General features: G+C 39.6%; 24 protein-coding genes and 2 tRNA genes. 13 read left to right on the top strand and 13 right to left on the bottom strand.

Features of this window, described 5'->3' with window-relative positions:
- Nucleotides 1–77 precede the first annotated feature (77 nt).
- The gene (locus ACZ5V8_RS10955) at nt 78–221 is read right to left on the bottom strand and encodes a hypothetical protein (RefSeq protein WP_464217796.1); all 144 of its coding nucleotides are present in this window, start codon (nt 219–221) and stop codon (nt 78–80) included.
- A gap of 192 nt (nt 222–413) precedes the next feature.
- Complete coding sequence (gene uvrB, locus ACZ5V8_RS10950; RefSeq protein WP_464217795.1) at nt 414–2,435, bottom strand: excinuclease ABC subunit UvrB; 2,022 nt, start codon at nt 2,433–2,435, stop codon at nt 414–416.
- A gap of 202 nt (nt 2,436–2,637) precedes the next feature.
- Here uvrB and ACZ5V8_RS10945 point away from each other — a divergent pair, with 202 nt between their 5' ends.
- Nucleotides 2,638–2,895 carry a helix-turn-helix domain-containing protein gene (locus ACZ5V8_RS10945; protein ID WP_440615883.1) on the top strand — a complete coding sequence of 86 codons (258 nt, stop codon included), beginning with the start codon at nt 2,638–2,640 and terminating at the stop codon, nt 2,893–2,895.
- A gap of 114 nt (nt 2,896–3,009) precedes the next feature.
- Here the strand turns inward: ACZ5V8_RS10945 and ACZ5V8_RS10940 are convergent, their stop codons facing one another.
- The 5 genes from ACZ5V8_RS10940 to ACZ5V8_RS10920 form a co-directional block, all read right to left on the bottom strand.
- Nucleotides 3,010–3,984 carry a KpsF/GutQ family sugar-phosphate isomerase gene (locus tag ACZ5V8_RS10940; RefSeq protein WP_464217794.1) on the bottom strand — a complete coding sequence of 325 codons (975 nt, stop codon included), beginning with the start codon at nt 3,982–3,984 and terminating at the stop codon, nt 3,010–3,012.
- A 112-nt stretch (nt 3,985–4,096) separates the two neighbouring features.
- Complete coding sequence (locus ACZ5V8_RS10935) at nt 4,097–5,839, bottom strand: proline--tRNA ligase (protein WP_464217793.1); 1,743 nt, start codon at nt 5,837–5,839, stop codon at nt 4,097–4,099.
- Between the two features lie 36 nt (nt 5,840–5,875).
- The gene (locus ACZ5V8_RS10930) at nt 5,876–6,127 is read right to left on the bottom strand and encodes a hypothetical protein (RefSeq protein ID WP_440615879.1); all 252 of its coding nucleotides are present in this window, start codon (nt 6,125–6,127) and stop codon (nt 5,876–5,878) included.
- A gap of 77 nt (nt 6,128–6,204) precedes the next feature.
- Nucleotides 6,205–6,624: a type II toxin-antitoxin system VapC family toxin gene (locus ACZ5V8_RS10925; RefSeq protein WP_440615878.1), complete on the bottom strand. Its 420-nt coding sequence runs from the start codon at nt 6,622–6,624 to the stop codon at nt 6,205–6,207.
- Nucleotides 6,621–6,860, bottom strand: a complete 240-nt coding sequence (locus ACZ5V8_RS10920) for a FitA-like ribbon-helix-helix domain-containing protein (protein WP_440615877.1) — start codon at nt 6,858–6,860, stop codon at nt 6,621–6,623. The genes ACZ5V8_RS10925 and ACZ5V8_RS10920 overlap by 4 nt, the downstream gene beginning before the upstream one ends.
- Nucleotides 6,861–7,046: 186 nt before the next feature.
- Here ACZ5V8_RS10920 and ACZ5V8_RS10915 point away from each other — a divergent pair, with 186 nt between their 5' ends.
- Nucleotides 7,047–7,697 carry a 4'-phosphopantetheinyl transferase family protein gene (locus ACZ5V8_RS10915; protein WP_464217792.1) on the top strand — a complete coding sequence of 217 codons (651 nt, stop codon included), beginning with the start codon at nt 7,047–7,049 and terminating at the stop codon, nt 7,695–7,697.
- Between the two features lie 52 nt (nt 7,698–7,749).
- Here the strand turns inward: ACZ5V8_RS10915 and ACZ5V8_RS10910 are convergent, their stop codons facing one another.
- From ACZ5V8_RS10910 to ACZ5V8_RS10900, 3 genes are all read right to left on the bottom strand, one after another.
- The gene (locus ACZ5V8_RS10910; protein WP_464217791.1) at nt 7,750–8,223 is read right to left on the bottom strand and encodes a TUL4 family lipoprotein; all 474 of its coding nucleotides are present in this window, start codon (nt 8,221–8,223) and stop codon (nt 7,750–7,752) included.
- 146 nt (nt 8,224–8,369) lie between these two features.
- Nucleotides 8,370–8,741, bottom strand: a complete 372-nt coding sequence (locus tag ACZ5V8_RS10905; protein WP_440615872.1) for an Mth938-like domain-containing protein — start codon at nt 8,739–8,741, stop codon at nt 8,370–8,372.
- An 18-nt stretch (nt 8,742–8,759) separates the two neighbouring features.
- Nucleotides 8,760–9,404 carry a site-2 protease family protein gene (locus ACZ5V8_RS10900; protein WP_440615871.1) on the bottom strand — a complete coding sequence of 215 codons (645 nt, stop codon included), beginning with the start codon at nt 9,402–9,404 and terminating at the stop codon, nt 8,760–8,762.
- 94 nt (nt 9,405–9,498) lie between these two features.
- Between ACZ5V8_RS10900 and ACZ5V8_RS10895 the strand changes: the two genes are divergently transcribed.
- The 9 genes from ACZ5V8_RS10895 (at nt 9,499) to rlmH (ending at nt 16,056) form a co-directional block, all read left to right on the top strand.
- Nucleotides 9,499–11,517 carry a M3 family metallopeptidase gene (locus ACZ5V8_RS10895; RefSeq protein ID WP_464217790.1) on the top strand — a complete coding sequence of 673 codons (2,019 nt, stop codon included), beginning with the start codon at nt 9,499–9,501 and terminating at the stop codon, nt 11,515–11,517.
- Entirely contained in the window at nt 11,518–11,856 is a 339-nt protein-coding gene (locus tag ACZ5V8_RS10890; RefSeq protein ID WP_440615868.1) for a YraN family protein, read from the top strand. It begins immediately after the preceding gene.
- Between the two features lie 94 nt (nt 11,857–11,950).
- Nucleotides 11,951–13,027: a tRNA (5-methylaminomethyl-2-thiouridylate)-methyltransferase gene (locus ACZ5V8_RS10885; protein ID WP_464217789.1), complete on the top strand. Its 1,077-nt coding sequence runs from the start codon at nt 11,951–11,953 to the stop codon at nt 13,025–13,027.
- Nucleotides 13,027–13,251, top strand: a complete 225-nt coding sequence (locus tag ACZ5V8_RS10880) for a sulfurtransferase TusA family protein (RefSeq protein WP_440617922.1) — start codon at nt 13,027–13,029, stop codon at nt 13,249–13,251. The genes ACZ5V8_RS10885 and ACZ5V8_RS10880 overlap by 1 nt, the downstream gene beginning before the upstream one ends.
- Nucleotides 13,252–13,254: 3 nt before the next feature.
- Nucleotides 13,255–13,443 carry a Trm112 family protein gene (locus ACZ5V8_RS10875; protein WP_117001503.1) on the top strand — a complete coding sequence of 63 codons (189 nt, stop codon included), beginning with the start codon at nt 13,255–13,257 and terminating at the stop codon, nt 13,441–13,443.
- Entirely contained in the window at nt 13,436–14,200 is a 765-nt protein-coding gene (gene kdsB, locus ACZ5V8_RS10870; RefSeq protein WP_464217788.1) for a 3-deoxy-manno-octulosonate cytidylyltransferase, read from the top strand. Before ACZ5V8_RS10875 ends, kdsB begins: the two co-directional genes overlap by 8 nt.
- A complete protein-coding gene (locus ACZ5V8_RS10865) occupies nt 14,178–14,579 on the top strand; it encodes an HIT family protein (RefSeq protein ID WP_464217787.1) in 402 nt (133 codons plus the stop codon). Before kdsB ends, ACZ5V8_RS10865 begins: the two co-directional genes overlap by 23 nt.
- A 236-nt stretch (nt 14,580–14,815) precedes the next feature.
- On the top strand, nt 14,816–15,589 hold the full coding sequence (gene yaaA / locus ACZ5V8_RS10860; protein WP_464217786.1) for a peroxide stress protein YaaA: 774 nt from the start codon (nt 14,816–14,818) through the stop codon (nt 15,587–15,589).
- Complete coding sequence (rlmH, locus tag ACZ5V8_RS10855) at nt 15,586–16,056, top strand: 23S rRNA (pseudouridine(1915)-N(3))-methyltransferase RlmH (protein WP_464217785.1); 471 nt, start codon at nt 15,586–15,588, stop codon at nt 16,054–16,056. The genes yaaA and rlmH overlap by 4 nt, the downstream gene beginning before the upstream one ends.
- On the opposite strand, the gene ACZ5V8_RS10850 is transcribed toward rlmH, so the two are convergent.
- From ACZ5V8_RS10850 to ACZ5V8_RS10840, 3 genes are all read right to left on the bottom strand, one after another.
- Nucleotides 16,047–16,346, bottom strand: coding sequence for a hypothetical protein (locus ACZ5V8_RS10850; protein WP_464217784.1), 300 nt, complete (start codon nt 16,344–16,346; stop codon nt 16,047–16,049). The genes rlmH and ACZ5V8_RS10850 overlap by 10 nt on opposite strands.
- 119 nt (nt 16,347–16,465) lie before the next feature.
- A tRNA-Asp gene (locus ACZ5V8_RS10845) sits at nt 16,466–16,542 on the bottom strand.
- An 8-nt stretch (nt 16,543–16,550) separates the two neighbouring features.
- Nucleotides 16,551–16,626 (bottom strand) — tRNA-Thr (locus ACZ5V8_RS10840).
- 344 nt (nt 16,627–16,970) lie between these two features.
- Here ACZ5V8_RS10840 and kdpA point away from each other — a divergent pair.
- Nucleotides 16,971–18,683: a potassium-transporting ATPase subunit KdpA gene (gene kdpA / locus ACZ5V8_RS10835; protein WP_464217783.1), complete on the top strand. Its 1,713-nt coding sequence runs from the start codon at nt 16,971–16,973 to the stop codon at nt 18,681–18,683.
- 21 nt (nt 18,684–18,704) lie between these two features.
- The gene (kdpB, locus tag ACZ5V8_RS10830) at nt 18,705–20,741 is read left to right on the top strand and encodes a potassium-transporting ATPase subunit KdpB (RefSeq protein ID WP_464217782.1); all 2,037 of its coding nucleotides are present in this window, start codon (nt 18,705–18,707) and stop codon (nt 20,739–20,741) included.
- Nucleotides 20,742–20,745: the final 4 nt, after the last annotated feature.

The following is a 20,745-nucleotide window of genomic DNA, read 5'->3' as shown; positions in this document are numbered from 1 at the left end:
ACTCTAGATTTTATACTCATTACAAACTGCTAGGCAACGAAACATCGCAAATGATTTACGGGCAGTATAGGTTAGTATTATTTGCTTCTAAGGAACCTGCGAATGCGTAGGATCAGATAAGAGATAACAATAAGTGCCGCAATAAGCGCAATAATTGGGTGATCTTGCACAATTTGTGGAATAAATGATAGCGTTGTTGGAATATTCATCTCTGTGATCATTCGTTCTGCTGCTATAGAGCATTACCACGAATGTTGCAAAACATAGTAAAAATCGCATCGCACACCTTTATCGCCATGAAGATGCAGAGATTGTAGCATATATGTGTGAGATATTAACCATCGACAAGTAGATTTTTTCTTAAATCTTGTGAAAAATACGCTATTTTAGTGATAAATAAATTCAGTAAGTGTTTAAAATAGATACTTTTCTTTGATGGCTTTGATTTGATCGCGCATTTTTCCCGCTTGTTCAAACTCAAGATTGCGCGCATGCTCTTTCATTGTTTTTTCAAGTTTTTTAACTAGTGTAACGGCTTCTTTGACACCAAGAATTTCATCAATGGCAATATCTTTAACTTTCTTACGAGCATTGTTTTTTGCACTCTTTTTACTAAATTCAGGTGATAACTCCAATAAGTCACCAACCTTCTTTTTAATGGATGTTGGTGTGATATTGTGATCAATATTAAATTGCTGTTGTTTGTTGCGTCGCCGCAATGTTTCATCCATCGCGCGTTGCATGGAGCCGGTAACCACCTCAGCGTATAAAATGGCTTTACCATTAACGTGCCTAGCAGCGCGACCAATAGTCTGGATCAATGAGCGCTCAGATCTTAAGAAACCTTCTTTATCTGCATCAAAGATTAAAACCGTACTGACTTCAGGCATATCCAAGCCTTCACGTAATAGATTGATACCAACCAATACATCAAAGATGCCCATGCGTAGATCGCGAATAATCTCAACACGTTCAACCGTGTCAACATCAGCATGAAGATAACGGACATTGACACCGTGTTCCGATAAGTAATCCGTTAGATCTTCAGCCATACGCTTAGTAAGGGTTGTGATAAGAATGCGTTCATCTTTTTGTACCGCTTTGTTGATTTCAGATAATGCATCCTCAACTTGAATGCTGACAGGTCTTACTTCAACCAAGGGGTCAAGTAATCCTGTTGGGCGTACAACTTGTTCCGCTATGTTTTGTTGATGCTCTTTCTCATAATCAGCAGGTGTGGCTGACACATAGATAGCTTGCGTAACTAATGCCTCGAATTCATGGAATTTAAGTGGGCGATTATCTAGTGCCGAAGGCAGACGAAAACCATAATTAACAAGGTTTTCTTTGCGTGATCTATCTCCTTTATACATGCCACCAAATTGTGGAATAGTAACATGTGATTCATCAATTACAATAAATGCATTTTGTGGCAAATAATCCAATAATGTCGGTGGTGGTTCGCCAGATGAGCGAGCCGATAAAAGGCGTGAATAATTTTCAATACCTGTGCAGTATCCTAATTCATTAATCATCTCAATATCATATAATGTACGTTGTTCAATGCGTTGCGCTTCAATTAGGCGGTTTTCCTTTTGAAAATACGCAACACGCTCACGTAATTCATCTTTGATTTCTTCAACCATGCTTTTTTGGCGCTCTTTTGAGCTGACATAATGTGTGCTTGGAAATATCGTTGCGCGATACGTATTGGCAGTGATTTTACCAGCAAGTGGATCGATGAGTTTAATGCTTTCAATCTCATTATCAAATAGCTCAACTCTAACCGCATCTTTATCGGAATCTGCAGGGAAAATGTCAATAACTTCGCCACGTACGCGATAAGTGCCGCGTGAAAAATCCATGTCATTGCGATGATACTGCATGTCACTTAGGCGTCTTAAAATACTGCGCTGATCGATTTGTTCACCTACTTTAAGGTGTAGTAGCATTTGCATATACTGCTCAGGATCGCCCAAGCCATATATTGCCGATACAGTAGCAACAATAATCACATCTTGGCGCTCTAATATTGCTTTGGTGGCGGATAAACGCATTTGCTCAACATGTTCATTAATTGATGAATCTTTTTCAATATATGTGTCGGACGCAGCAACATAGGCTTCTGGTTGATAATAATCATAATACGATACAAAGTATTCCACGGCGTTTTTCGGGAAGAATTGTTTCATCTCGGCGTATAATTGCGCGGCAAGTGTTTTGTTGTGCGCAAGAATCAAAGTAGGGCGCTGAACATTCTGAATGACATTAGCGACTGTATAGGTTTTTCCCGAGCCGGTGACACCAAGTAATGTTTGATGCTTTAAGCCTTCTTTTAAACCTTGCGTTAAGGATGCAATTGCCGTTGGCTGATCTCCGGCAGGAGTATAGTTTGTATGGAGTTCAAAGGCATTTTGTTTTCTTTCTAAGTGCATCGTAAGGTCGCTAATTTCAATTCAAACACAAGCTATAATAGCAAAGCTGTGAGTTTATGCGACATTAAAACATAGCAATTTGATTACAGTTATTTCAGCAAAAACTCAAGCATCAAAGTGTTGATCTCTTTATGCAAGCTTTAAATTTACTTCTATCTTTAAATTACAAGAGACGTAACAAACTTAGATAAGGATATTCATCATGAGTAGCAATATAGAAAGATTCATTTATGCCATTGCTGAGATGCGTTATGAAGAAGCAAGACGTAATCCGCAAGACGAGCCACGCTTTATGTTAAGTCTAGTCACTGAGGAAATTGAACGCGGTTTAATTGAGGCAACTTTAGCGTATACAGGATTTCATTTAAGTAATACCGCTGAGGTATTGGGTATAAGCCCTGCGACTTTGAAATCTAAAATCAAAAAGTATGATATTTTTGTATTGGATTTTTCAAGTTAGTCATAATGAAAAAAGTTGCAGCAACGGTTACCTCGCCCCATGCGGGAGAGGTCGTGCAGCGCAGGCTGCTCGGGTGAGGGGTAATTAAAATTGAACTTATTTTTCGTTAGCTAATTAAGCGATACCCTCGCGCACTAAGTCATGCATATGGATAATACCAGCAATTTCATTTTGATGATTTAAAACCGCTAATGTGGTAATTTTCAATTGATTCATAATAGTCAATGCTTCAATTGCCATTGCATCTTCGATAATCGTTTTGGGTCTTTTGCCCATAACTTCTGCAATGTTAAGCCCTTTTTGATAAAGCGACTGCTGGAAAATTCGACGCAAATCGCCATCGGTGAAAATACCATTGAGTGTTTTGTCATCATCAGATATAAGCGTCATTCCTAAGCCTTTAGAGCTAATCTCTAAAATCGCATCTTCTAGTGTGCTTTGAGATGTAACAATGGGTAAAGATGCACCGCTTTTCATAAGATCTGATACTTTTAACAGCAAGCGTTTGCCCAGAGCACCACTTGGATGTGAGTTAGCAAAGTCTTCAGCACTAAAATTCTTGGCATTTAATAATGCAATTGCTAAAGCATCACCTAATACTAAGGTTGCGGTCGTGCTTGATGTCGGAGCTAAGTTATGTGGACAAGCCTCTTTTTCAACGCCAAGGTTCAGCGAAATATCCGCAGCTTGTGCCAATGCTGATTGCGGTTTGCTAGAGATAGCAATCAGCGGAATATCAAGACGCTTAATCATTGGAATGAGTGAAGTCAATTCCGGTGTTGAACCAGAATTTGAAATAGCAATGACAATATCTTGACGTGTAATCATACCAAAATCACCGTGTCCAGCCTCAGCTGGATGGACGAAAAAGGAAGGGGTTCCAGTGCTAGCAAGGGTGGCTGCGATCTTTGAGGCAATATGTCCTGATTTACCCATGCCGATGATAATCACACGCCCCTGACATTTGAGAATCAACTCACAAGCGGCGATGAAATTGTCACCAATATGTTGTTTAAGCTGTTCAAGTGTTTCAATTTCTAGATTAATTGTTTTTAGTGCGTCTTGAGCAAAAGGATGGTTGTTTGACATAACAAAATCAAATAGTAATGCATTTTTAATGCGTGTTATTGTAAGTGAGTATAAGGCAAAGTCAAAATGGTTTGTGATGGGTATGGTTATACCCTGCATAAACTACATTAGATTAGTGACATGGACTTAGTTTGGCGTTGCTAGTTTGCTTGGAACAAACCTTTTGCAAAACAGCGTCAATGGTATAAGAGATTTCAGCTTTTTGCTGTGTTTTGCGGCATTTGTATTCGATGATGTCATTTTCCAGTCCACGTTCACCAATAATAAGCTGATGTGGTGCGCCAATTAAATCAGCATCGGCAAACATAATACCAGGTCGCTCTTTGCGATCATCAAATAAAACATCAAAACCAGCAGCACGAAGATCATTATAAAGTTTATTGGCAACCTCAAAGACTTTGCTTGATTTGTGCATACTCATTGGAATGATAGAAATATCATACGGTGCGATTTCACTTGGCCAAATAATGCCATTATTATCATGAGATTGCTCAATTGCAGCGGCAACAATCCGCGTGACACCAAAACCATAGCAACCCATAATAAGATCTTGCTTCTTGCCATTTTCATCTAGAATATTAGCATTCATCGCTTTGGAGTAGTTGTCACCCAGTTGGAAAATATGCCCAACTTCAATGCCGCTTGTAAGTTCAAGTGTACCTTTGCCATCAGGGGAAATGTCCCCAGCAACCACATTGCGCAGATCAGCAACATCATAGTCTTTAACGTCGCGATCCCAATTTGCACCAAAAAAATGGAAATCATCTTCATTGGCGCCACATACAAAGTCATGTAACATCGCAGCGCTATGATCAACAATCACTTTAATCGGTGAGTTAGCAGGACCTAAAGAGCCGATATTGGCATTAAATGCTTGCTGGATTTCTGCTTCCGTGGCAAAAGTAAAAGGCGCGTTAATTTGAGGCAACTTTTCAACTTTGATTTCATTTAACTCATGATCCCCGCGCAGCACTAATGCAAAGAGTGTATTATCACTATCCTTGATAATAATCGTTTTAACCGTTTTTTCAGGTAACAAGTCAAACTGCTGACAAATATCGCTAATAGTCTTCAAATCAGGCGTTGCTATCTTTTCAAGTGATCGAGAAGGAGGCTTACGTGTTGTGAGATCTGGTTTTAAGGATTCTGCCATTTCAATATTGGCAGCATAATCACTTTGATTGCTGTAGCAAACAATATCTTCGCCAGCTGCGGCAAGCACTTGAAATTCATGCGTTTTGCTGCCACCTATGGCGCCTGCATCGGCATTGACAACACGAAACTTAAGTCCCATGCGTGTTAAGATATTGCAATATGCTTGGTGCATTTTCTGATAAGTATCTTCTAAGCAATCATAATTGCTGTGAAATGAATAAGCATCCTTCATAATAAACTCACGTGAGCGCATTACCCCAAAGCGTGGACGTATCTCATCGCGGAATTTTGTTTGGATTTGATATAGGTTTAGTGGTAGTTGCTTGTAGCTTTTAATTTCTTTGCGTGCGATGTCAACAATCGGTTCTTCATGTGTTGGTCCATAGCAAAAATCACGCTGATGGCGATCTTGCATTTTTAGAAGTTCTGGACCAAATTTTTGCCAGCGATGGGTTTCTTGTAATAGCTCAGCAGGTAATATGCTAGGCATTAAAATCTCACATGCTCCTGCATTCTCCATCTCCTCACGGACGATTGTTTGGACTTTTTGTAGCACCTTCATACCCGTAGGTAGCCATTGATAAATACCTGAGGCAAGTTTGCGAATTAAGCCGGCGCGCAACATATACTGATGACTAATTAATTCAGCGTCTTTTGGGGTCTCTTTTTCAGTGGCAAGTAAAGTTTGTGATACTCTCATATTAGGATCTTGTGAAAAGCAATGTGTGGGGTTACGTTAGCTCGTTTTTTGAGTCGGTTCAAGCGGATTTTCGGAATTTGTGTCATTTGGTTTATCCGTTAAGAACTGGTTACGCAAAAAAGCGTAGAAGAATAGCATCAATGGCGCTGCATAAACCCAGTAAACAACGTGTCCTTTAACGATAATGCTAAAGTTATTGAAGTAGAAAATAGAGGTTAGTGTGGCAATAAAAGTGATGCAAGCAAGAAAGAAGATAGCATCAGCGATATAACGGAGTTTTTGTTTCATGGAGGGTCTCCAATTAGGTAAACTGTGTCAATTATATAATGCAAGCATGCAGTTGGGTAGTCGTGTTTAATTAAATACTAACACTCCCAAGGATTAATATAAGGTACTTCAAGTGCCTGAAATGGATTTGTATCGCGTGTTGCAATGGTCATTGAGTTTGCTTTTGCAATAGCTGCAATATAGCCGTCCGCTGTACCGACGGTGATACCGTTTTTTCGCGCTTTTGCCATTGATAACGCATAGATTTTTGCAGCATTCTGATCAAAGCTTAAAATTCTATTGGCAAACAGCGGCAGTATGGTTGATTCTAGGCTTTCTTCTAGTATCGTCTTTTTCTTGCCTGAAGGTAATGCTGCAATACCAAATCGAATTTCTGCAATGCTGATGGTTGATAGATATAGTGCATCGATGAGTTGATGATCAAGCCATTTGATAACGCTTACATTCGGTCGAGGCTTTAATGGCTCTGAAATAACGTTAGTATCGACAAGTATCATGTGAAATCCAGTGGTGAAGGTGGTGTTTTGTCACGGTGTGTATCAAGTCTGATAACTCCAACCTCTTTGCGAATGGTGGATAATAAGCTGCCTAGTTTCACTTGATTTTGGTGCTCAACAGCATTTTTTAGTATTTCTCTAATTTCAGCCTCAGTGCTCCTTCCGTGCTTTAATGCTTTTGCCTTGAGTGCGCGATGCACATCATCTGGTACGTTACGGATAGTTAGTACAGCCATATCATTCTCCTAGAGTTTATATACCCATCACAAACTACTTTACAAGCAAACATCGTAAAATAATCCACGAGCGATATAATGAAATTCGTGCTGTCAGTATATGAAAATGCTTTCATTTCTGCAAGTTTACGTTTAAATTCCTAATTTAATGATTAATCTAAAGTGTGTCTGATATATAAACTTATAATGATGATTGATATATATGTTCTTAAGTTGAATAACTTTGATGCTATGGAGGCACTTAATCTATTACCGCTTGAAATTAGAGATTATGCTAGAGACTTGAAATTGGAGCGCAAGCGTGTCGAGTATATTGCATCACAATGGTTGCGATATAAGTTATTAAGTGAATGCTTAGGCGTTGCTACTACTGAGTTGCGATTTTCAAAGACCAGTAATGGTCGACCATTTCTTGTTGGTAGTATGCTTGATTTTAATATTAGTCATACGCGTGATTATGTTGTTATAGCAATTGCCCAAGGACAGCGTATTGGTATCGATGTACAGACCAAAAAAGAAAAAGTCGATGTGCTAGCGATAGCAAAGCAGTATTTTGCAAAGAGCGAGTATGACTTGATTGCTGCTAAGAAAGGTGAAAGTGTGCAACGAGATTTGTTTTATTGGCTATGGGCATATAAAGAAGCAAGCCTTAAACTGACGGGGCAAGGGATTGCCAATGGGTTAAATCGTTATATTTTTGAAGTAACTGAAAGCGGCGAATGCAAAAAGAAAAATGTCCAAGATAAATATTATTTCCATCAACAATTAGATGAAAATACACCACTGTGCTTAAGTTTTGAGAGAAGCAATAGCAAAGTTAGATTGAATTTTTTGTAGAATTTAAGAGTATTAGTTGCTAGGAAAGTTACTGCTAAGGCGCTGCAGCACTCTATTGAGAAACGTTAAGCTCAGCTTGACCAACAACTACTTTAGTTGGCGTGTAAAGCACCTCAGCTTTCCATACGCCTGGGCATGCGATTGTGCCATTAGCGCTTTGGTGAGAAAGCGTTCTATAAGCCCAAGAGTAGTCACTTGCTTCTTTGTATTTCATGATTGGGAAGGTTGTACTCACGCAGTGTGATCCACTCGGTGCAACCCAGTGAAGTTTTAGAGATCCTTGTTTTGCACCATTCCAGTCAGTGTATATTTTTGCAATCAAACGCCCATCTTTAGCACTTAGCTTAACCGTCGAGCTTGGTAGTGAACTGTTATTTGCTGTTTGTGTTGAGTTGACTGATGCAGGTGCTGACATTGCCGTAACAGACGTATCTGTGGTTTGTGGCGCAGGTGCTTTAGGTGATGTGGCACAAGCGGATAATAATGCGGCACTAGAAACAATGCCAAGTAGTGTAATTTTTCTCATCGTTGTCTTCCTTCTGTTGTATGAACCTATAAGAATCACTGATTACTATAGACCTAATCCTAGCGTATAGCAAAAAGATATCAAGGAGGTTAGAGAAAATTTAAGAAAAAGTGGCGAAAAATTGATTTGTGCCGAGTATTTTGATGTTAGACAATGATAGCAGCGGCAACACGGCGCCCTTCATTTGCTAGAATATTAAAAGTGCGACATGCGGCAGCTGAATCCATAAAATCAATGGATTTCCCCAAGCGAGCGAAAGCGGCAATAATCTCTTGCGGTGGAATCAGTGACGTTGCCCCGGTGCCAAGAAGATAAACATGGGCATCAAGCTCAATCAGGGCTTCAATAGCGTCAAGATTAAGCTCATCAATAGATTTGACATCCCAGTTATCATTAATGATTTTATCGGGTGTAATGATCACACTGTGAGAAAATCTCTGCTGTGATAGTGTCAGTTCGCCAGATTTATAGTGTTTAACAAAAATCGGTGTATCCGGTTTTTCATGTTCTAATTGCATTATTTGCGCCTTGAGAAATTAAAAGATAAATTGAATCAGTAAAGCGAGCTTATTAATCAATGGTAATAGTATGCTTGCGAGTAAATTTGATTGCCCAAAGGGAATAAATAGTAGCAAAAGTACGATCAAAAAACCCCAGCGCTCTAAGCGGTTGTATTGTAGTGCCGCTTTATAAGGCAGTAATGCGCTAATAACGCGACTACCATCAAGCGGTGGAATGGGTAGCAAATTAAACACCATTAACATCAAGTTAAGCACGACACCAAATTGCGCCATCTGGTGAAAGCCAAAATTGGGTACAAATTTCCACAATAAAAACCAGATAATTGCCATAATAAAGTTGGCTAAAGGTCCGGCAATTGCTACAAGAATCATATCTTGGCGTGGTTTCTTCAGGTTGTTGAAATTAACCGGTACAGGTTTTGCCCAACCAAATAAAAAGCCAGTACCCAATAGAAACATCGCAGTTGGTAGAATGATTGTGCCAAGAATATCGATGTGTTTAATCGGATTTAAAGTAACTCGCCCCATAAGATAGGCGGTTTTATCACCTCTCAATTTGGCGATGTAAGCGTGTGCTGCTTCATGTAGTGTGATAGCAAAGAGCATTGGGATGATAAACATCGCAAAACGCATTAAATAAGTGTTAAGATCAGCAGGCATTATCTATTAGTGCTTTTTTCATATTTTTTCGCAGTGAAATAAGTGTATTATAAAGCCTTAGCAGAATGAAGAATTTATGCCAAGGAACATATAGATGAGTGATGTAATTACATTAGATTTACCCAAATTTTCACAAATAGATATTAATAACGCTAAAACTGAAGTGGAAAAGTGCATTGCGCATTGTCGTGATTTAAAAGAGCAATTACTTAAAGCGAATGATTATACGTGGGATAATTTCATTTATCCTTTGGAAGAAGCGGAAGACGAGCTTAGCAAAACCTTTGGTCCGTTGGGGCACTTAAATGCTGTTAAAAATACACCGCAGTTGCGTGAAGTCTATCAGTATTGTGTTGAGAAAATATCAGAATATTCAACGCAAACGGCGCAGGATGAACGTATGCTAAAGGCGTATCAAACTATTTTGCAACATGATCAATCTTTGGATCAAGCGCAGATTAAGGCGATTAATGATGCTATTCGCAGCTTTAAATTATCGGGTGTGGATCTGGAAGGTGATAAGCGTCGGGAGTTTGAGCAAATTGTTACCAAGCTTGCCAAGTTACAAAATGATTTTGAGAATAATGTGCTTGATGCGACAATGGCATGGCATTATCACACATTAAATGAAGATGAACTAAAAGGTTTGTCAGACAGCGCTAAAGAGCAGGCGCGTTTAAAGGCGCAAACACAAGAAAAGGATGGGTTTATTTTGGGACTTGACGCACCAACCTATATTTCTGTGATGCAGCAAGCGGATAATCGCAAGCTGCGTGAGACTTTTTATAAGGCGTATGTCACGCGCGCCTCGAGTGAGGCGGACAATAAAAACTTTGATAATGCCGAAATTATGCAAGAAATTATGCGCTTAAGGGCACAAGAAGCTGAGCTTTTAGGATTCAAAAACTATGCTGAAGTTTCACTTGCGACTAAGATGGCAACATCCGTTGATGAAGTGATGCGTTTTATGCATGATTTGCTACAAAAGGCAAAGCCGCATGCACAAAAGGAGTTTGGGGAGCTTAAAGCATTTGCTAAAGAGTATGGCTTAGATGATGAGTTTAAGCCTTGGGATAGTGTGTATTATTCAGATAAAATGAAAAAAACGCGCTATGATTTTACCTCTGAAGAGCTGCGCCCTTATTTCCCTTTGAATAACGTGATGAAAGGTTTGTTTAGTGTATTATCATCCCTTTATGGCATCACAGCGAAGAAGAATGATGACTGGGATCGCTATCACTCACAAACAGATTTATATGAGTTTTATGATGAGAGTAAGCAACTTCGTGGGGCGATTTTAGTAGATCTCTTTGCAAGAGAACACAAGCGCGATGGCGCTTGGATGGATGAGTGTCGTACGCGCTATAAACGTCTGGATCATTCAGTGCAAACGCCTGTGGCTTATGTGACGTGCAATTTTATGCCTGCTAATGAAGGGGCTGATGCCTTATTGACACACAGTGATGTCTTGACCTTATTTCATGAGTTTGGGCATGCATTGCAGCACATCTTAACGCAGGTGGAACATTTGCCTGTTTCAGGTATTAATGGTGTTGAGTGGGATGCCGTTGAACTACCTAGTCAGTTTATGGAGAATTTCTGCTGGTGTGAAGAAGGGTTACAATTACTGTCACAGCATGTTGAGACCAAAGAAAGCCTACCAAAAGCGCTATTTCAAAAGTTAGTTGCCTCACGCCAGTATCAATCAGGCTTGGCAATGTTGCGTCAGCTTGAGTTTGCATTATTTGATATGCAATTACATCAAAGTGATACGCAAAATTTAGACATTCATCAGGTAATAGAGGATGTGCGTCAATCAACAGCATTGTTAGAAGTACCGAAGTTTAATCGCTTTGAAAATAGCTTCTCTCATATTTTTGCAGGTGGTTATGCCGCAGGTTACTACAGTTATAAATGGGCGGAAGTTTTATCAAGTGACGCTTTTGCTGAATTGGAGCAGGGGCAGTCAGTATTAAACAAAGCCATTGGTCAGAAGTTTATGCAAATTATTTTGGAGACGGGCGGCTCAGCACCAGCTGCCGAGCTCTTTGAAAAATTTAAAGGTCACAAACCATCAGTTGACGCGTTACTGCGCCATAATGGTATTGTTTAGATGAGTCGAGCCATTGGTGGTGAGGCGGAAAACAAAGCCTTAGTGTTTTTAGAGACCAAAGGCTTTAACCTAATTGCTAAGAACTTTCTGACACCATTAGGTGAGATCGACCTAATTGGTCAAATTGCGGATGTATTGATATTTGTTGAGGTTAAGGCGCGAAGGTCAGCGCAATTTGGCTCGGCATTAGAAATGGTGACAAAAGCCAAGCAGATCAAAGTGCGTAAAACAGCACAAGTTTTTCTGCAACAACATCCACATTATCAATATGCCGAGTGCCGTTTTGATGTCATTGGTATTACAGCCGATGATATTCAATGGGTGCAGGCAGCTTTTTAAGCAGAAAGTTGTAGAAAATTCTATTTGAATAATGAAAAAATTGTCTACAGCGCGTACAATGTGCGCAAATTTTAAAGTAGACATAAAATAATAAATGACATCATTACATAATTCTCATTCAGAAAAACCTAAACAATATAAGGCGGTTTCGCTTATTTCCGGTGGTTTAGATTCTATGTTGGCAACCAAGGTAATTGCAGATCAAGGCATTCATGTTGAAGGAATTAATTTCTTCACCGGATTTTGTGTTGAAGGGCATACACATGCCATTCGTAAGAAAGATCAAAGTAAAGAAAAACGCAACAATGCCTTGTGGGTTGCTGAACAGCTTGGGATTAAACTACATATTATCGATGTGATTGAAGAGTACAAAGATGTGCTATTAAATCCCAAATATGGCTATGGTGCCAATATGAATCCGTGTTTGGATTGTAAGATTTTTATGGTTAAAAAAGCCAAGGAATGGGCGCTTGCAAATGGTTTTGATTTTATTATTACCGGTGAAGTAATTGGTCAGCGCCCGATGTCACAACGTAAAGACACCATGCCAGTTATTCAAAAACAATCAGGTGTTGATGATTTATTATTGCGCCCATTATGCGCTAAAAATCTACCTGAAACTAAGCCTGAGCGTGAAGGCTGGGTTGATCGTGAAAAACTATTTGGTTTTCATGGACGTAATCGCACACCACAATTTGAACTAGCAAGTTCATATGGCTTTACTGATTATGCGACACCTGCTGGTGGTTGCTGCTTTTTAACCGATAAGCAATATTCAGATAAACTCGTTGATTTATGGAAAGGTCGCAATGACAAGCGTGATTATGATTTTGATGATATTATGCTGTTAAAAGTAGGTCGACACTTGCGACCAAAGCCTGAGTTTAAATTAATTATTGCGCGCGAAGAAGGCGAGAATAATTTCCTAAATGGTTATAAGCGCCAATTTCCACATATCATCGTTGAAAGTCATGGCGGACCACTTACTTTGATTGATGGCAATTTTGACATCCAAGATGAAGCGTTTGTCGCCAGAATCATTGCACGCTTTTCACAAGGCAGAGAGGCTAATGAGGTGACTGTGCGCTTTGTTTATCCTGATGGAGTCGCGCGTGAACATGCTGTGAAACCTTTTGCAGTTGATGAAGTGCAACAAGCGTGGTATGTCTGATGGAAGTTAATCTTGAGCTAGATTTGCGTCGTTTATTATGTCCGATGCCTGTGATTAAAACGCAAAATGCGTTAAAAAAGATGACCGCGGGTGAGCAGTTAAAGGTGATATGCACCGATCCGGGTGTCAAGCATGATATTCCTGCTTGGTGTAAGATCAATGGCTATGCTATCTTAGAGCAACTTGAAATAGATAATGAATTTATTTTTGTGATTAAGGCGTAACAGATGGATCAAGGTTTATTAAGTATTTTAGTGTGTCCTGAGTGTCAATCATCATTGATATATGATAAACAAAACAAGATGCTTGTGTGTAAAGCGGATAAATTGGCATACCCTATTATCGATGGTGTGCCACGCATGTTATTAGAAGAAGCTAAGAAGCTAACGCTTGAAGAAGTCAAACACTATGAGTAAGCGTCATATTATTATCCCAGCGCGTTTGCAATCCAGTCGCCTTGCCAATAAATTACTCCTTGATTTAGCAGGTAAACCCATTATTGAGCATGTTTATGAGCGCGCATTGCAATGTGGCTTTGAGCAAGTGGTGATTGCGACGGACAGTCAAGAGATTCAACAGATAGCGCACAACTTTGGTGCGACAGTATGTATGACCGCAATAGATCATCAATCAGGCACTGATCGTTTAGCTGAAGCCGTGCAAAAATTAGCAATTGCTGATGAAGATATTATTGTGAATATCCAAGGGGATGAACCATTAATTCCTATGGAAAATGTGATTCAAGCAGCAGATTTGTTGGTTGATAGATCGCAAGCGGTAATGGCAACCTTGTGTGAGCAAATAAGTGATGAAGTTGACATTCATGATCCAAATTGCGTAAAAGTTGTCTTTAATCGTGAACAATATGCATTGTATTTCTCAAGAGCGCCGATTCCATGGCAACGTGGTGTATTTGATCAAGGTGAGATTAAAATGGGAGATCATTATCGTCATATTGGTTTATATGCCTATCGCGCGGGATTTCTAAAAGTATATGCACAGATGGAAAAAAGCCCATTAGAACAAATCGAGTCTTTAGAGCAATTACGTGTACTATGGCATAATCAAAAAATTGCAATTGCTGAAGCTAAGGCGTCAACGCCACCTGGGATTGATACACAAGCTGATTTAGATAAAGTAAGGAAGATATATGACAGCTTTTGTGCTCGATAAACGTTTAGCTGATACCAGTAGCCTTATCAAAGATCTTGGAGATATTCAATTACGGTTGTCAAACAACGCACTGGTGACGTGGTTTCTCATCGTACCTAAAGTGACCGTCACCGACTGGTTTGAGCTTGATCTGGAGATGCAGCTAAGACTCAATTCCTTGATTAATACATTATCTCGCTTTTTAAAAGAGGATTTGCGTGTTGACAAAGTCAATGTTGCGACAATTGGCAATGTCGTATCCCAAATGCATATTCATGTAATCGGACGCAAAAAAGATGACTTTTGCTGGCCAGATGTAGTGTGGGGGAAAAGCGAAAGCCAAGCTTATTTGGCGCATGAAAAAGAGAGTTTATGCACCAGAGTGCTTAAGCTTATCTAGTCTGTTACTTCCCGCAACTTGCCATGAAAGGGCATACTTAACTACGCTTGGAATGCGTGGTTGGTAATGATTTTTTAAGCGTCCGACATTACACGTGGCTTATTGTTTTTATTAACGCTGCGCATTAAGAGATCAGTTGCTTGTTATATCAGAAAATTTTGGCGGTTGGGATTTTATATTTTATTGACGACAAGTTTTGTTACAATGGCAGAAATATTTTAAAACGGATAATCACTATGCTCAGTCTTATTTCACCAGCAAAAAGTCAAGACTTCAGCCATAACGCACCAACAGATCTTACAAGTAAAGTATTGTTTCCTGAACAAATCAGTCAGCTTATAAGTAAGCTTAAACACTATACACCAGATGAGTTTGAGCGCTTAATGAAGATATCACCTAAGCTTGCCGAAGGTGTTTTTGATATGTATATCAACTTTGATAGTAAAAACTACGGCAAAGACAATGCCAAGCAAGCACTCTTTGCTTTTACAGGTGATGTTTATCGAGGTTTGGATGCGCTTACTTTATCGCCAGCGCAAATCGATTATGCGCAAGAGCATTTACTAATGATCTCAGGCCTATATGGACTGATTCGACCATTGGATTTAATTCAAGCCTACCGTTTGGAAATGGGTACTAAGTTTTATATTGATAATGTGCTGCTATATGATTTTTGGCGAGAAACCTTAACGCAGAAGCTAAATGATATTATTAAAGAGAATAATCATCAAGCAATCGTTAATTTAGCATCGAATGAATACTGTAAAGCGATTGATAAGAAAAAGATTAAAGCAACATGGCTTGAAGTTGATTTTAAAGAATATCACAAGGATAAATATCAAACCATTGCGCTTTTTGCCAAACGTGCACGTGGTAGAATGATGCGTTATATCATCGATCATAACATTGATAATATAGAGGCACTTAAGGACTTTGATTATGATGGTTATATCTTTAATCCAGAATTTTCGCGTGATAAATCATTTTGTTTCACGCGAGTCAAACCATGAAGATTAAATTACTTGCCTTGGGTGAGAAAGTGCCAGCATGGGTGCAAGAAGGCGTTAATGAATATCAAAAACGATTAACAGGTTCCTCAATTCAGTTGCAGGTGATTGAGTTACCTATTGCCAAGCGTACAAAGACAGGAACCGTTGATGGTTGGTTGGCGCAAGAAGCAAAAACAGTATTATCTAAGCTCAATGAGCAAGATCATTTGGTTATCTTGGATGTGCAATCGAAGCTTATTAGCACTGAGGAGCTTGCGCAAAAAATGGAAAGTTGGCAGCAAAATACGCCAAATATTGCGATTTTGATCGGCGGACCAGATGGGATTGATAATTCGATCAAACGTTTGGCAAAGGAGAAAATATCTCTTTCAAAGATGACATTTCCACACCCGATTGTACGCATTATTTTTGCTGAGCAGATCTATCGTGCGTGGACGATTTTACAAGGTCATCCGTATCATAAATAGCGAATTGCTGAGAAATAATGATGGAATATGTTTAATACATTCTCTGGGTTTTGCTCACATTCATCATAAATGAAATCAAGATTCTTGGGAAAATGCATAATCTTTTTTTTGGTCACTGATTCAAGCCAACCATGAATGTTTCGCTCTTCAGGGTAGGTTGCCTTCATTTCAAGATAGCTAAAAGTAATACCATCATCTGAATAAGAAATATAGATAATCGTCAGCTGTCCTTTGTGATCACGAATTTTGATCGGTAATTTGAGTGCATCATCTTCATTAGCTAACTTCATATATCTTGCAGTGGATTACTAATGAGTTTAAGTCTAACAGGTATTTTAATACATGCAAATCAGGTAATTATTTTGAATTTAATTTATGGGATTAAATCTGGGAAAATACTTAGATATCGTGGCGGAATGGACGGGACTCGAACCCGCGACCCCCTGCGTGACAGGCAGGTATTCTAACCAGCTGAACTACCACTCCGCTTTTGATGGTGCCGACACCAGGACTTGAACCCGGAACCTGCCGATTACAAGTCGGCTGCTCTACCAGTTGAGCCATGTCGGCAACAGAAAGGCATTCTATAGATTTCCGATTAGATGTCAACGCCTAATTTTTAAAAAAAATGAAATATTTGTCAAACTGATTAAGGATTGATAACAATTGATTGCGCAAAGCTTTTGCTGATTAACTAAGGGCGAGTAGTCGCTGAAATTTATACTTTTTTTATATTTTCAAACAAAACCCCTATCGAATTTTTATTCTTATCATCGGTACAATTTAGCCTGAGTGATTATTGTCAATATTAAGCGAGGTATTTCAATGACAATATTTTCAGGAATCATAATGGCGTTATTAGCCATTTATATGATTATTGTTTTAATTTTTCCAGAGCAATTTTAGGTAATAGCATGTATCACAATATTTGGTTATTCGTTATTTTTATAGGGGTCGTGATACTAATCACTAAGCCTTTAGGTGTGTATATTTATAACGTATATCATGGACGAAGAACGTTTTTAGATTGGTTTGCTTTACCACTTGAACGTGGTTATGGCAAGTTAATTGGAGTTAACCTTAAAAAAGAGCAAAGTGCTAAACAGTATTTATTGAGTTTGTTCGTGTTTTCAGTGTTTGCATTTTTATTTGTATTTATTATGTTGCTGTTACAAGCTTTTTTGCCTTTAAATCCACAGCATATTGAGAGCATGACTTGGCATCAGGCATTTAATACCGCAGCAAGCTTTGTTTCTAATACTAACTGGCAAAGCTATTCCGGTGAAACTGGGGTGAGTTACGTATCACAGATGGCAGCATTAGCTGTGCAAAATTTTGTGTCAGCAGCGGTGGGAATATCGGTAGCTATTGCTCTGTTTCGCGGCATTGCGAGAAACAGTGAGACAACGATTGGTAATTTCTGGTCAGATCTGGGTAAGGCTGTCTTTTGGATTCTATTGCCTTTGTGTATCGTCATTACGATTGTTTATATATTGCAAGGGGTACCGCAAAACCTTATGGACTATGTGCATGCGCATACCTTATCAGGTGCTGAACAAGTGATTCCTCAAGGGCCTGTTGCATCACAAGAAGCCATTAAATCGTTAGGAACCAATGGAGGTGGTTTTTTTAATGCCAATTCAGCACACCCGTATGAAAATCCAACGGCATTAACCAATTTTATTCAAGTACTGAGTATCTTTGCAATTGGTGCTGCATTAACTTACACCTTTGGTAAATGGGTAGGAAACACCAAACAAGGCTGGTTTATTTTAGCAGTGATGGGTGTGCTATTTATCTTATCGTTAAGCATTATGACTCATGCTGAGCTTAAGGGTATGCCCAATCAATACAATACACATATTGCAGATTTATATGGTCAATCAGGGCATCTTGCCAATATGGAGGGCAAAGAGGCACGTTTTGGTATTTTCCAGTCTACGCTTTATAACACCGTGTCAACGTCAGCGTCTGATGGTGGTGTCAATAGTGTGCTTGATAGTTATACGCCAATCGGTGGTGCCGTCGCATTAGTCAATATGGCATTAGGAGAAATTATCATCGGTGGTGTTGGCACGGGGATGTATGGCTTTTTACTATTTATGCTGTTAAGTGTTTTCATTGCTTCACTTATGGTTGGCAGAATTCCAAGCATATTAGGCAAGCGTATTGAAGGCACGCAAATGAAATGGGTGATGCTTGGCGTGCTTATTTCTCCTTGCTGTGTGCTTATATTTACTGCGATTGCTGCTTTGTTGCCGAGTACTTATGCAAGTCTTACTAATACGGGTGCGCATGGCTTTAGTGAGATACTTTATGCTTACACATCAGCGGCTAACAATAATGGTAGCGCGTTTACAGGTTTAAATGCTAATACCGTGTTTTTTAATGTGACATTAGGTTTGGCAATGCTATTGGGGCGGTTTGTAACCATTACAGCCGTGATTATGCTTGCGGGAAGTTTGGTTGCGACCAAACGTGCCACGGAAAGTGAGGGCTATAGTTTGCTATCAACGACAAGTGTATTGTTTGGCGTGTTGGTATTATTTACGATTCTTATCGTTGGTGGACTAACGATTTTCCCCGCCTTATCTCTAGGTCCAATTTTAGATTATGTAACTTTTTAAGAATATTTTGGAGTGGTCAATATGACACATAAAAGTGAATCAATCTTTTCAAAAGTATTGATCATGCCGGCGATTAAAGCGGCATTTATAAAGTGTAACCCGAAAGAGATGTATCGCAATCCAGTCATGTTCTGTGTTTATGTCGTCACAATTTTATGCTCGCTTTATCTCATGCAAGCATTCGTTAGCGGCAAAGAGATTGGTTTTACATTACAGATCACCGTATGGTTGTGGATAACCCTCTTATTTGCTAATTTTGCTGAGAGCATTGCTGAGGGCAAAGGTAAGGCGCAGGCCGATAGTTTACGTGCTACAAAATCACAATTAAGTGCCAAGCGTTATAATGAAAGCGGTGAGCTTGAAGTGCTTGCTGCGGAGTTATTGTGCGCAGGCGATATTGTCTTGGTGCAAACCGGTGATTTTATGCCAGCTGATGGCGAGGTGATTGAAGGTATTGCCACCATTGATGAGTCAGCAATAACGGGAGAGTCTCAACCGGTTGTCAGAGAAGCAGGCTCTGATAGCTCAGCAGTAACAGCAGGAACCAAAGTAATATCCGATGAGATTAAAGTGCGCATTACCTCCAACCCAGGTGAGAGCTTTTTGGATAAGATGATTGCTTTGGTGGAGAATGCCAAGCGTTTAAAAACACCTAATGAAATTGCCCTGACGATTTTATTGTCAGGTTTAACCTTGATCTTTATTGTTGCTGTTTGCTCATTATATGGCATGGCACAATTTAATCATGTGACCTTGTCGGTTGTCGTATTGATTGCACTGTTTGTCACCTTGATTCCAACAACGATAGCAGGTCTTTTATCAGCCATCGGGATTTCAGGGATGGATCGTTTAATGAAAGCCAATGTTATTGCATTATCAGGGCGCGCTGTTGAGGCATCGGGTAACATTGACGTGTTGCTATTGGATAAAACCGGCACGATCACATTGGGCAATCGCTTTGCAACTGAATTTTTAGTTATCAGTGGTGTCGAAGAACGCGATTTAGCCTATGCCGCGTGGCTGTCATCATTGGCTGATGAAACGCCGGAAGGCAAATCAATTGTTAAATTGGCTGAGAAACGTTTTGGTTTTAATGCAACTGAGATTAATTTGGACTCTGCTGAAATGATTCCATTTTCCGCCTATACACGAATGAGTGGGATTAATTATCAAGGTGTGAATATCCGCAAAGGCGCCGTAAGTGCGATTACTAAGCACTTAGGTAATTACTCGCCAGAAACAGTAAGTCACTCTTTTACGCTAATGGTTGAGCGTATTGCACAAGCAGGTGGTACACCTTTGGCGGTTTGCCAGAATAATGAGTTATTAGGCGTGATTTATCTTAAAGATGTGATTAAACCCGCGATTAAAGAGAAGTTTAATGAGCTAAGAAAAATGGGGATTAAAACCGTGATGATCACAGGAGACAACTCATTAACTGCAGCGGCAATTGCCGCTGAGGCGGGGGTGGATGATTTTATTGCGCAAGCCTCGCCACAAGATAAATTGGATTATATCAAAAAAGTGCAAAAAGAAGGCAAAACAGTGGCAATGTGCGGTGATGGCACCAATGACGCACCAGCTTTGGCGCAAGCTGATGTCGGGGTGGCGATGGCAAGTGGCACAACTGCGGCACGCGAGGCAGGCAATATGGTCGACTTGGATTCAGACCCTAAGAAGGTGATTGATATTGTGCGTATCGGTAAACAAATTCTAGTCACACGTGGAGCTTTGACAACCTTTAGTATTACCAATGATGTTGCTAAATACTTTGCGATTATTCCAGCGTTATTTGTGACAAGTTTTCCTAACCTAAACGCATTAAATATTATGAATCTGCATTCGCCTACGAGCGCTATCTTATCTGCTGTGATCTTCAACGCCTTGATTATTGTATTTTTAATTCCAATGGCATTGGTTGGTGTCAAAAATGTTAGCATTAGCGCGCATAAATTATTACAGCGTAATTTATTGGTTTATGGCTTGGGTGGAATTCTAGTGCCATTTTTGGGTATTAAATTAATTGATATGATTATTACGGCAATGGGCTTGGTGTAGGAGT

Source organism: Cysteiniphilum sp. GTC20157, from assembly GCF_055396795.1.
Note: the sequence above shows the minus strand (reverse complement) of the source record. Positions and strands in the feature narration are given on the sequence as shown.